The sequence below is a fragment of the Methylobacterium sp. OAE515 genome (assembly GCF_041806315.1).
In the GTDB taxonomy this organism is placed as follows: Bacteria; Pseudomonadota; Alphaproteobacteria; order Rhizobiales; family Beijerinckiaceae; genus Methylobacterium; species Methylobacterium tardum.
The window spans coordinates 5,541,590-5,553,612 of sequence record NZ_JBGMUV010000001.1 but is presented as its reverse complement, the minus strand read 5'-3'; the positions used below and the strand labels follow the sequence as shown (position 1 = coordinate 5,553,612).

Sequence of the window (12,023 nt, the reverse complement as noted above, 5' to 3'; positions counted from 1 at the left end):
GCGCGGCGGGCAAGCGTAGCTGTGGCGAGGTCGCAACACCGTAAAACGATCCCGGCTCCGCCCCGAGACCTGCCTGTAAACGCCGCGATCCCGCCATAGTCCGGGCCCACCTCAGGATCGGCGGTAAACGGCAATTTCGACAACGATTTACCGTTCAGAAACGAGGACTTCCCGAGCACGCGGACGGCCCCTCCGGCACATCGCGAACGGCGATGCGCCGCGGTGGCTCGCACCCTCGGGAACGGCTGTGCGAAGGCTTGGTCTGAAGTCATGGTGACGGTGTTGAACGACAAGTCGAAGCTGCCGAGCCGCCACGTCACGGAGGGGCCCGACCGCGCGCCGCATCGCTCCTACCTCTACGCCATGGGTCTGACCCGCGAGCAGATCCATCAGCCGCTGGTCGGCGTCGCGTCCTGCTGGAACGAGGCCGCGCCCTGCAACATCTCGCTGATGCGTCAGGCCCAGGCGGTGAAGAAGGGTGTCGCCGCGGCGAGCGGCACGCCGCGCGAGTTCTGCACCATCACGGTCACCGACGGCATCGCCATGGGCCATGGCGGCATGCGCGCTTCGCTGCCGTCGCGCGAGGTCATCGCCGATTCGGTCGAGCTGACCATGCGCGGCCACGCCTACGACGCTCTGGTGGGCCTGGCCGGCTGCGACAAGTCGCTGCCCGGCATGATGATGGCGATGGTCCGCCTCAACGTACCGTCGATCTTCATCTACGGCGGCTCGATCCTGCCGGGCTCGTTCCGCGGCAAGCCCGTGACCGTGCAGGACCTATTCGAGGCGGTCGGCAAGGTCGCGGTCGGCGACATGAGCCTCGAGGATCTCGACGAGCTGGAGCAGGTCGCCTGCCCGTCGGCCGGCGCCTGTGGTGCGCAATTTACCGCCAACACGATGGCGACCGTCTCCGAGGCGATCGGCCTTGCGCTGCCGTACTCGGCCGGCGCCCCGGCCCCTTACGAGATCCGCGACAAGTTCTGCGCCACGGCGGGCGAGAAGGTCATGGAGCTGCTGGCGAAGCAGATTCGCCCGCGTGACATCGTCACCCGCAAGGCGCTGGAGAATGCCGCGACCGTGGTCGCCGCCTCCGGTGGCTCGACCAATGCGGCCCTGCACCTACCGGCGATCGCGCATGAATGCGGCATCGAGTTCACGCTGTTCGACGTCGCCGAGATTTTCCGGCGCACGCCCTACATCGCCGACCTGAAGCCGGGCGGGCGCTACGTCGCCAAGGACATGTTCGAGGTCGGCGGTATCCCGCTCCTCATGAAGACCCTCCTCGACCATGGCTTCATGCACGGCGACTGCATGACGGTCACCGGCCGCACCATCGCGGAGAACATGGACCGGGTGACCTGGAACCCGGATCAGGACGTGGTCCACCCGGCCAACAAGCCGATCACCCCGACCGGCGGCGTGGTCGGCCTCAAGGGCAATCTCGCGCCCGAGGGCGCGATCGTGAAAGTCGCCGGCATGCCGGCGGACAAGCAGGTCTTCACCGGTCCGGCCCGCGTGTTCGACGGCGAGGAGGCCTGCTTCGAGGCCGTGCAGTCGCGCACCTACAAGGAAGGCGAGGTTCTGGTCATCCGCTACGAGGGCCCGCGCGGCGGCCCCGGGATGCGCGAGATGCTGTCCACCACCGCAGCCCTCTACGGCCAGGGCATGGGCGACAAGGTCGCGCTGATCACGGACGGGCGCTTCTCGGGCGCGACCCGCGGCTTCTGCGTCGGCCATGTCGGCCCCGAGGCGGCGGTGGGCGGCCCGATCGGCCTGATCCGCGACGGCGACATGATCACCCTCGACGCGATCCAGGGCACGCTGAACGTCGCCCTGTCGGACGACGAACTGGCCGAGCGCCGCAAATCCTGGACGCCGCGGGCCAACACCGCGACCTCCGGCTACCTCTGGAAATACGCGCAGGGCGTCGGCCCGGCGCTCTACGGCGCGGTCACGCACCCGGGGGGTGCCAAGGAGACGCAGAGCTATGCGGACGTCTAGGACTGACCTCAGCTGGCGCAGGGCGCCGGCCGGGGCCGATCCCGGTCGGTTCCGGTCTGCCGGCAGGATCGCCGTCGCGGCCTGGGCTCTCGTCCTGCTGGCCGTGCCGACGGACGCGCCGCGCGCCCTCGACGCCAATGTGCGCACGCCCGTTCAGGTCCCGGTCGCCGACCGAAGCTACCGGTCGGCCAAGGATGCGCTGCGCGCCGGCATGCGCGAGTACAATGCCGGCGACAAGCAGGGCGCCGCCCGGGCGCTGGAATACGCGGCCGGCCAGGGTCATGCCCTGGCCCTGTGGAAGCTCGGCCGCATGTATGCCGACGGGGACGGCGTGCCGCACGACGACCTGAAGGCGTTCGAGTTCTTCTCCCGGATCGCCGATGCCAGCACCGATGACGGGCCTGACCCGCAGAACTCGGCTGTGCTGGGGAGCGCCTTCACGGCGCTCGGCACCTACTTCCTGGAGGGGATCAAGGGCACCTACGTGCGCCCGAACCCCGAGCGCGCCTACGACATGTTCAACTACGCGGCGTCGTATTACGGCGACCCCAACGCCCAGTACAATCTCGCCCGGCTCTACCTCGACGGTACCGGCGTCGAGGCCGATCCACGGCAGGCGGCGCGCTGGTTCAACCTCGCGGCCGAGAAGGGACACCATCCGGCCCAGGCGCTGCTCGGCGACATGCTGATCAACGGCCTCGGCGGCGTGCCGATCCAGCGGGTGAAGGGCTTGATGTGGCTCTCCCTCGCGCGGGAAGGCGCTGAGAACCGCAAGGACGACTGGATCGTCGCGCTCTACGACAAGAACTGGGCGGCCGCGAACGAGGACGACCGGGCCGAGGCGCAGTCGCAGCTTCAGACGGTCGGCTCGATCCGGCGGCGGCGCTGACCGCCGCCGGGCCGGACCCCGGTTTTCAGCCCTTCCGTGATTCCTGCGCGGCCACGAAGGAGGGTCGCGCCAGCGTCGCGGCGACATAGCCGGCCAGCCTCGGCCAGCGCTCGGCGTCGATCTGGGCCTTCGCCAGCTTGAAGTTGAAGAAGCCGGTCGCGATGGAGATGTCGGCGATGCTGAAGGCATCGCCCGCCAAGTACGGGCCCGAGATCTCCCGTTCCAGATAGTCGAAGAGCGGCGGCAGATCCTTGTCGAGCGCCTTGGCCACCGCGGCCTCGTCGGTGGGCTGCCCCATCATGTTAGGCTTCAGCACGCGTTCGACGAACGGGACGATGAGCTTGGAGAAGAGTTCGGTGTCGCCGAACTTGTCGAACCAGACGGCGCGACCTAACGCCTCCGGCTCCGAAGGGACCAGGGCCGGCGTCGGATGCTTGCGCTCGACATACCAAAGGATTGCCGAGGAATCGGCGAGCCGGAACGCGCCATCCTCGATGGCAGGGATCTTCCCGAGAGGGCTGGCGGCCCGAAAATCCGGATCCGGCGCGTGGAACATCACGGGCCTGTGCTCGAAGGTCACACCCTTCTCGGTGAGCGCAACCAGGACCTTGCGGACATAGGGCGAATAGCCGGTGCCGTAGACGATCAAAGAGGGCTCCTGTTTTGGGAAACGAGTCTGGGCCTGCCGAGCCGGCCCACTCGCCAGGAGCATAATTTCTCAACCCGGCGATAGCTCCACCGTCACGGGCACGTGATCCGACGGCTTGTCGAGGCCGCGCAGGTGCTTCTGCACCGAGGCCGAGACCAGCCGGTCGCAGGCCTGCGGCGAGAGCAGCAGATGATCGATGCGGATGCCGAAATTCCGCTGCCAGCTTCCGGCCTGATAGTCCCAGAACGTGTAGAGCCCGTCCCGCGGGTCGCAGGCGCGCAGGCCGTCGGTGTAGCCCTCGGCCAAGATGGCGCGGAATGCCGCCCGGCTCGCCGGAAGGAACAGCGCATCGGAGCGCCAAGCCTCCGGATCGGCCGCATCGGCGAGCTCGGGAATGACGTTGTAATCGCCGGCGAGCACCACGGGGATCTCGTCGTCCATCAGGGCGCGGGCGTGCAGCCGCAGCCGCTCCATGAAGGCGAGTTTGTAGGGGTATTTCGGGCTGTCCACCGGGTTGCCGTTTGGCAGGTAGATCGACGCAACCCGCACGGGTTGTTCCGTGTCACCCGAGATCAGGGCCTCGATGTAACGGGCCTGCTCATCGGCCGGGTCGCCCGGAAGGCCACGCCGGACCGAGTCCGGCGCGATCGCCAGCGGCTTCCGGACCAGCAGCGCGACGCCGTTATAGGCCTTCTGCCCGAGCGCCTCGACCGCGTAGCCCGCCTCCTCGATCTCCGCGCGCGGAAACGCCTCGTCCTGGCATTTCAGCTCCTGCAGGCAGACGACGTCGGGCCGGGCCTCGTCCAGGAAGGCGAGCAGGTGCGGCAGCCGCTGCTTGATCGAGTTCACGTTCCAGGTCGTTATCCGCATTGCCTCGCATCCGATCGCCGCCAGCCCGTCATCCGCACTTCGTGTCGCGCTGACAAGGCCATCCTCGCGCAAGGTCGGGGATCTAGGATCGACGGATGGATTGGTTCGAGCCGGTCAGGGCCTATTGCGAGCGCAGCGGGCCGGGATTCTGGGGCGAGCCCGCCAACGCTCTCTCCAATGGCGTCTTTCTGCTCGCGGCCGCAGCCGCAGCCTACCGCGCCCGTGCAGCGGAGCCGCCGGACCGCGCCGGTCTCGGCCTGGCGGCGCTGATCGCCGTCGTCGGGATCGGCTCGTTCCTGTTCCACACCTTGGCGGTCTACTGGGCGATGCTCGCCGACGTGATCCCGATCGCGGTCTTCATCTACGCCTATCTTGCGCTGGCGCTGCACCGCTACCTGCGCCTTGCTCCGGCGCGCGTCACCGCCGCCACGGCCGGGTTCGCCCTGTTCAACTTCGCGCTCTCACCGATGCTGGACGGCCTGACCGGCGCGGGGGTGTCGAGCCTGACCAACGGGTCGATCGATTACCTGCCGGCGCTGCTCGCCCTGTTCGGCGTCGCCTGGGCCACCATGGGATCGGCCCAGGAACGGTTCATCGGCACCGGGCGCCGGCTTGCCGGCATCGGCGTGCTGTTCCTCATCTCCCTTGCGGCGCGCACCGCTGACCAAGCGGCCTGCGCGGTGCTGCCGTTCGGCACGCATCCGCTCTGGCATGTCCTGAACGCCGCCGTGCTCTACGCCCTTGTCGCGACAGCCGTGCGGCACCGCGAGGCGACCGGCTGACGGGCCCGCGGCCGTCTGGCGGTTTCCTTGCGGCTCAAGCGGAATTCTTGCAGAAGTGCGCGGCGTCGGGCGCCCGACCGGTGGCGGTCGCTCGGGCACAGAAGGGATCATGACAGTGAGCTTTCGCCTCGGGATCGCCGGTCTCGGCACCGTCGGTGCGTCCGTGGTCCGGATGGTCGAGCGCCGACGGGCGGCGCTGACGGCCGCGGGTCTCGATATCCGCGTCACGGCGGTCTCGTCGCGCGACCGGAGCCGCGACCGCGGTCTCGACCTCTCCGAAATCGCGTGGTTCGATGATCCCGTCGCGCTGGCGCGCTCGGACGATGTCGACTGCGTGGTCGAACTGATCGGCGGCGCGGAAGGCGCCGCCAAGGCCGTCGTCGAAGCGGCGTTCGGGGGTGGGAAGCCGGTCGTCACGGCCAACAAGGCGCTCCTCGCCCGCCATGGTGCCGCCCTCGCCACCCTCGCCGAGCAGAACGGCGTGGCGCTCGCCTTCGAGGCGGCGGTGGCCGGCGGGATCCCGGTGATCAAGACCCTGCGCGAGGGTCTGCCGGGCAACGCGATCTCCCGCGTCTACGGGATCCTCAACGGCACCTGCAACTACATCCTCAGCCGCATGGAGCGGGAGGGCCTGACCTTCGAGGCCTGCCTGAAGGACGCCCAGGCGCTCGGCTACGCCGAGGCGGACCCGACCTTCGATGTCGAGGGCTTCGACACGGCCCACAAGCTCGCCATCCTGACCAGCCTCGCCTTCGGCACCGCGATCGACGCGGAGGGCGTATCGGTCGAGGGTATCTCGCGGGTGCAGCCCCTCGATCTGCGGATGGCGGACGAGCTGGGCTACCGGATCAAGCTGCTCGGCGTCGCGCAGGCCGCCGAGGCCGGCATCGAGCAGCGGGTTCACCCGACGATGGTGCCGAAATCCTCGGCGATCGCGCAGGTGATGGGCGTGACGAACGCCGTCACCATCGACGCGGACGCGGTTGGCGAACTCACCCTGATCGGTCCCGGCGCCGGCGGCGAGGCCACGGCCTCCGCAGTCCTGTCCGACATCGCCGACCTCGCCCGCGGGATCGTCCGTCCGACCTTCGGCGTGCCGGCCAGCGCGATGCGGCCGAGCGAGCGGGTCGAGATGCAGCGCCATGAGGGCGGCTACTACATCCGGCTGACGGTCCATGATCGCCCGGGCGTCGCGGCGGGCGTCGCCCAGCGCATGGCCGAGCGCGAGATCTCCCTCGAGAGCATCCTCCAGCGCCGCATCGAGAGCGCCGACACGGATCCGCGCGGGCGGTCGGGCCGGCCGGTGCCACTGGTGCTGATCACCTACGCGGCGACGGAGGGGAGCATCCGGGCGGCGCTCGACGCGATCGGCAACGACGGCCTGCTCGCCGAACCCCCACAGGTCATCCGGATCGAGCGCGAGTAACCGTCTGTGCACAAGAATCCATCTTGGGCACCGGACGGCCACGCCTTAATGCAGGATATTGGGCAGCGCTGCTGACGGCGTAGGCTGAACGACCGCCCTTCGACGGCGTTCAACCGAGATCCGACTTCAAGATCGGGCTCGGATAAAGGCAGGAACCGATGGCTGACGCTTCCAACCCCGCTCCCCGCGGCGTCCCGCGCACGCTCGCCCTCGAGCTGGCCCGCGTGACGGAGCGCGCCGCCATCGCGGCCGCGCGTTTGCGCGGCAAGGGCGACGAGAAGGCGGCCGATCAGGCGGCCGTCGACGCCATGCGGGACGAGCTCAACGCCCTCCCGATCCGCGGCACGGTGGTGATCGGCGAGGGCGAACGCGATCAGGCGCCGATGCTGTTCATCGGCGAGCAACTCGGCCGCGGCGACGGGCCGGAGGTCGACATCGCGGTCGATCCGCTGGAGGGCACGACGCTCTGTGCGAAGGACATGCCCGGCGCCATCGCGGTGATGGCAATGGCGGAGCGCGGCTCGCTGCTCGCCGCGCCGGACGTCTACATGCAGAAGATCGCGGTCGGTCCCGGCTATCCGGCCGGCCTCGTCGATCTGGACGCGAGCCCCACCGAGAACATCGCGGCCTTGGCGCGGGCCAAGGGCGTCGAGCCGCACCAGATCACCGCGCTGATCCTGGACCGTCCCCGCCACGCGGCGCTGATCACCGAGGTCCGGGCGGCCGGTGCGGCCGTCCGCCTGATCTCGGATGGCGACATCGCCGGCATCATCTTCACCGCCAGTCCGGAGGAGACGGGCATCGATCTGTATCTCGGGACCGGCGCGGCTCCCGAGGGCGTGCTCGCCGCCGCGGCCATGCGGTGCATCGGCGGCCAGATGCAGGGGCGCCTGATCCTCGATACGCCGGAGCGACGACGGCGGGCGGCCGAGATGGGGATCGAAGATCTCGACCGGAAGTACGATCTCACGGATCTCGTGAGCGGCGACGTGATCGTCGCCGCCACCGGGGTGACCGACGGTGCGCTCCTGCGCGGCGTCCGGTTCAAGCCGGATCGGATCCAGACCGAGACGCTGGTCTATCGCTCCGAGGCGGGCACGGTGCGCCGCATCCTCGGCGAGCACCGCCGCGGCCTGACCTGATCCGCCGCCGCAGCGCCGCTAGAGCCCGGCCGGGTCAGTTCAGGACGACGACCTTGGTGCCGACATTGACGCGGCTGAACAGGTCGATCGCATCCTGGTTGATCATCCGGATGCAGCCCGACGACACGCTCTTGCCGATCGAGAACGGCTCCAGCGTGCCGTGGATGCGGAACAGCGTGTCCTTGTTGCCCTGCCAGAGGTACATCGCCCGGGCGCCGAGAGGATTGCGCAGGCCGCCCGCCACGCCGAGGCCGCTCTGGAGCTTATCGACCTCGCTGGCGAGCTTCGGGCTGCGGGCGATCATCTCCTTGGGCGGGTACCAGTCCGGCCAGGCCTGCTTGGAATTGACCGTCGCGCTGCCCGACCACGAGAAGCCCTGCTTGCCGACGCCCACGCCGTAGCGGCGTGCCCGTCCGTTGGACTCGACCAGGGTGAGCTGATGCGCCCGCGGATCGACGATGATCGTTCCGGGCTCGTAGGGGCCGTTATAGGCGATCTCCTGGCGGAGGAACGCCGGGTTCATCTTCTTGTAGTTGAAGGCCTGGATCGGGAACACGTCGTCGGTGACCGGCCCGTAGGCCTTGGCGTAGTCGATCGGCTCGTTGTCGGGGGCCCGGAGCACGGCCTTGGCCTTGGCGGCCTCCAGAGGCGAGAGCCCCTCGGCCGGCGGCACGGCGCCCGGACGAGCGGGGACGGTCGGATCCGTGTCCAGAGCGGCGGCCGGCGCGGGCGGTGCGGCTTGTACAGGCGCAGCCGCTGCGGGCGCCGACGGAGCGCGGCGGATGAAGTCGGTGCGGCCGGTGTAGGGCAGGTAGCGGCCGCCGCGGCGCACGTAGTAAGCGCCGTTCTGGTCCTGATAGAGCTGGCCGTCGTCCCCGAATCCATCAATGCCGGACTCGCCGACCGGCCCGCGGCTCTGGGCGTGCGCAGCTGAGGCGAGAGCGAGGACGGTGAAGCCGGCCAGGAAGAGGCGACGGATCGGGGCGGACATGGTTCGAATTTCCTCGGGGGGCGACACCCGGGCTCGCCGCGGTGCGCATTCGAGCAGGCCTGCACGAGCGCGCGGCTCAGCTCAGTCCGGGGCTTAGCAAAGATTGCGCTTTATCGCCAAGTTGCCGGCCGTACGTGCGAGCAACTTACAGGGTGTCCGAGCGCCTTTCTGCGGTCCTGTGTTGCCTTCGTGCAGCAATGACCATGTCACCACCCCTCACGGATGCGTGAGAGCCGCGCCAGCCCGCCCGTTTGCTCGGCAGGCCTGCCCGGATCGACGGCAGCGCGCCCGTCGAAACCGGCCGCGCACGGCTGCCTTGACCTGAGCTTCTGTCGGTCCATCCGCGGTGCCGCGGGCGTGGCACGCTTGCTGCTTGATACGAGGGCCGCGCTCGCCGCGGCATTGGAGCAACGGCGCTCCAAACAGCGGACGGTGTGAGTCCGGATCCCCGGCATGAGCGACCGCGTGACGGTTCGCCCACTACAGACGAGCACCAGCTATGGCCAGCTTCAAGACGGTGATGAAGTCGGGTCACCCCCCGACGCTGTTCGCGGCGTTCCTCTACTTCGATTTCTGTTTCGCGATCTGGGTTCTGAACGGCGCAATGGGCCCGTTCATCACCGAGACCTACAAGCTAACGCCGGCCCAGACCGGATTCATGATCTCGCTTCCGATCCTCGCCGGCGCGCTGATGCGCTTCCCGCTCGGGATCCTGGCGCAGTATATCGGCCGCAAGAACGCCGCGATCACCGAGATGAGCGTGATCATGCTGGCGATGGCCTACGGCTACCTGTTCGTCTCGTCCTACAACGACGTGCTCGCCATGGGCGTCCTGCTCGGCATCGCCGGCGCGTCCTTCGGCGTGGCCCTGTCGCTGGGCTCGGGCTGGTTCCCGCCGGAGCACAAGGGCCTGGCGATGGGCATCGCTGGCGCCGGCAATTCCGGAACCGTGCTGGCCGTGCTGTTCGCGCCGCCGCTGGCGCAGGCCTACGGCTGGCAGACCACCTACGCCTTCGCGGGCGTGGTCATGCTCCTGCCGCTCGTGGTCATGATCGTGCTGGCCAAGGAGCCGCCGGATTGCGAGCACCAGTCGTTCAAGGAGCACATCTCCTGCCTGTTCACGAAGGACGGCTGGGCCTTCTCGCTGATCTACGTGATCACCTTCGGCGGGTTCGTGGGCCTGTCCAACTTCCTGCCGACCTTCTTCTACGAGCAGTTCGCTGTGACGAAGGTCGAGGCCGGCCGGCTGACCATGCTGGCGGCCTTCATGGGCTCGGGCATCCGGATCGTCGGCGGCTATTTCGCCGACCGGATGGGCGGCATCGCGGTCCTGTCGGTGGTCCTCCTGGCGGCGATCGCCACCTTCCTGTCGCTGACCGCCACGCCGTCGCTGGCGCTGACCACGCTCCTGTTCATGCTGTGCTTCGCGGCGCTCGGGGCCGGCAACGGCGCGCTCTTCCAGCTCGTGCCCCTGCGCTGGCCGAACAATACGGCGGTGGCCGGGTCGATGATCGGCGAGATCGGTGCTCTCGGCGGCGCGATCCTGCCGAACGTCATGGGCCTGTCGAAGCAGTATACCGGCTCGTTCTCGATGGGGTTCATCGGCTACGCGGCCTTCACCGCGATCGTGCTGGGCTGCCTCGCCCTCTGGCAGCGCAAATGGGTCGGCAGCTGGGTCGGCCCGCGCGGCAAGGCCCTTGGGACGGCCGCCGAGGCCGAGGCGCAGGCACTCCGGCCGGTGACCGCCTGACCGGCTGCGCAAGGCTGCAGATCCGGTGTATCTTGAGACGGAGGCCTTCGCGGCCTCCGTTTCTCGTTGAAGCCCACGGATGCGATTCGCGTGTAGGACGTACTTCCGCAGTTGCGTTCCGGCGCGCGAAGCGTTTGAATAATGCATTACGAGAGAGTGCCCGATCCAAGGATCGAGGCGCCCGGCGACCGCGAGAGGCGGCGCCCCTGAGTGGAGGAATGGTCGATGGCGAAGCGCTTGAGCGCCACGAACGGCGTGCTCGGCCTGCTCTGCGTGATGTACTTCATCACCTATCTGGACCGGGTGAACATCGCGACCGCCGGCGCCGAGATCATGCGCGAATTCGGCATGTCGAAGACGGATTTCGGCCTGATCCTCTCGGCGTTCGCCTATCCCTACGCGATCTTCCAGGTGATCGGCGGCTCGGTCGGCGACAAGTTCGGCGCCCGCCGCACGTTGCTGGCCTGCGGCATGATCTGGGCGATGGCCACGATCCTGACCGGGATGGTCGGGGGCTTGATCAGCCTGTTCCTCGCCCGGGTCCTTCTCGGCTTCGGTGAGGGCGCGACCTTCCCGACCGCGACGCGGGCGATGCAGAACTGGACGGCGCCGGGCAAGCGCGGCTTCGCGCAGGGCATCACCCACGCCTTCGCGCGGCTCGGCAATGCGGTTGCGCCGCCGATCGTCGCCTTCCTGATGTACCATTTCGGCTGGCGCACCAGCTTCGTGATCCTCGGCGCGGTCAGCTTCGTCTGGGTCGCGATCTGGTATCTCTACTTCCGTGACGATCCGTCGGACCATCCGGCGATCACGAAGGCCGAGCTCGAGACGCTGCCTGCGCCCCGCAAGGTCGGCGCGAAGCAGACGGTGCCGTGGGGCGCCCTGACCCGGCGCATGCTGCCGGTGTCCATCACGTATTTCTGCTACGGCTGGACCCTGTGGCTGTTCCTCGGCTGGCTGCCGAGCTTCTTCAAGGAGAATTACAGCCTCGATCTCAAGAACTCGGCGCTGTTCGCCTCGGGTGTGTTCTTTGCCGGCGTCGTCGGCGACACGGTCGGCGGCATGCTGAGCGACTCGATCCTGCACCGCACCGGCAACGTGAAGCTCGCCCGGCTCTCGGTCATCGTGGTCGGCTTCCTGGGCGCCGCGGCAAGCCTCGCGGGCGTGTTCATGACGCGCGACCTGACCCTCGTCGCCCTGCTCCTGTCCTCCGGCTTCTTCTTCGCCGAGCTGGTGATCGGGCCGATCTGGTCCGTGCCGATGGACATCGCGCCGAAATATGCGGGCACGGCCAGCGGACTGATGAACACCGGCTCGGCCCTCGCGGCCATCGTCTCGCCGATCGTCTTCGGGCTGATCGTCGACCTGACGGGCAGCTGGACCCTGCCGTTCGTCGGCTCGATCGGGCTGTGCTTGCTGGGTGCCGGCCTGGCCTTCACCATGCATCCCGAGCGGGAATTCGTGGAGCCCGCCGTGCCATCGGTCGGTCCGGCGGCCACGGTCCCGGCCGGGGAGTAGCGGTT

At 68.7% G+C, this 12,023-nt stretch carries 10 protein-coding genes; 7 read left to right on the top strand and 3 right to left on the bottom strand.

Annotated elements, in window-relative coordinates:
- Positions 1-270 precede the first annotated feature (270 nt).
- Positions 271-2,001 carry a dihydroxy-acid dehydratase gene (gene ilvD, locus ABIE45_RS27035; protein ID WP_192707813.1) on the top strand — a complete coding sequence of 577 codons (1,731 nt, stop codon included), beginning with the start codon at positions 271-273 and terminating at the stop codon, positions 1,999-2,001.
- The gene (locus tag ABIE45_RS27030) at positions 1,988-2,890 is read left to right on the top strand and encodes a tetratricopeptide repeat protein (RefSeq protein ID WP_192707569.1); all 903 of its coding nucleotides are present in this window, start codon (positions 1,988-1,990) and stop codon (positions 2,888-2,890) included. The genes ilvD and ABIE45_RS27030 overlap by 14 nt, the downstream gene beginning before the upstream one ends.
- A gap of 25 nt (positions 2,891-2,915) precedes the next feature.
- On the opposite strand, the gene ABIE45_RS27025 is transcribed toward ABIE45_RS27030, so the two are convergent.
- On the bottom strand, positions 2,916-3,539 hold the full coding sequence (locus ABIE45_RS27025; protein ID WP_192707570.1) for a glutathione S-transferase family protein: 624 nt from the start codon (positions 3,537-3,539) through the stop codon (positions 2,916-2,918).
- A 69-nt stretch (positions 3,540-3,608) separates the two neighbouring features.
- Positions 3,609-4,409, bottom strand: a complete 801-nt coding sequence (gene xth, locus ABIE45_RS27020) for an exodeoxyribonuclease III (protein ID WP_192707571.1) — start codon at positions 4,407-4,409, stop codon at positions 3,609-3,611.
- Between the two features lie 95 nt (positions 4,410-4,504).
- Between xth and ABIE45_RS27015 the strand changes: the two genes are divergently transcribed.
- From ABIE45_RS27015 to glpX, 3 genes are all read left to right on the top strand, one after another.
- Positions 4,505-5,191, top strand: a complete 687-nt coding sequence (locus ABIE45_RS27015; RefSeq protein ID WP_192707572.1) for a ceramidase domain-containing protein — start codon at positions 4,505-4,507, stop codon at positions 5,189-5,191.
- A gap of 109 nt (positions 5,192-5,300) precedes the next feature.
- Complete coding sequence (locus tag ABIE45_RS27010; protein WP_192707573.1) at positions 5,301-6,617, top strand: homoserine dehydrogenase; 1,317 nt, start codon at positions 5,301-5,303, stop codon at positions 6,615-6,617.
- Positions 6,618-6,775: 158 nt separating this feature from the next.
- On the top strand, positions 6,776-7,759 hold the full coding sequence (gene glpX / locus ABIE45_RS27005; RefSeq protein ID WP_192707574.1) for a class II fructose-bisphosphatase: 984 nt from the start codon (positions 6,776-6,778) through the stop codon (positions 7,757-7,759).
- A gap of 34 nt (positions 7,760-7,793) precedes the next feature.
- Here the strand turns inward: glpX and ABIE45_RS27000 are convergent, their stop codons facing one another.
- Positions 7,794-8,750, bottom strand: coding sequence for a L,D-transpeptidase (locus ABIE45_RS27000; protein WP_192707575.1), 957 nt, complete (start codon positions 8,748-8,750; stop codon positions 7,794-7,796).
- A 499-nt stretch (positions 8,751-9,249) separates the two neighbouring features.
- Between ABIE45_RS27000 and ABIE45_RS26995 the strand changes: the two genes are divergently transcribed.
- Positions 9,250-10,500, top strand: a complete 1,251-nt coding sequence (locus ABIE45_RS26995; protein ID WP_192707576.1) for an MFS transporter — start codon at positions 9,250-9,252, stop codon at positions 10,498-10,500.
- Between the two features lie 225 nt (positions 10,501-10,725).
- The gene (locus ABIE45_RS26990; protein WP_192707577.1) at positions 10,726-12,018 is read left to right on the top strand and encodes an MFS transporter; all 1,293 of its coding nucleotides are present in this window, start codon (positions 10,726-10,728) and stop codon (positions 12,016-12,018) included.
- Positions 12,019-12,023: the final 5 nt, after the last annotated feature.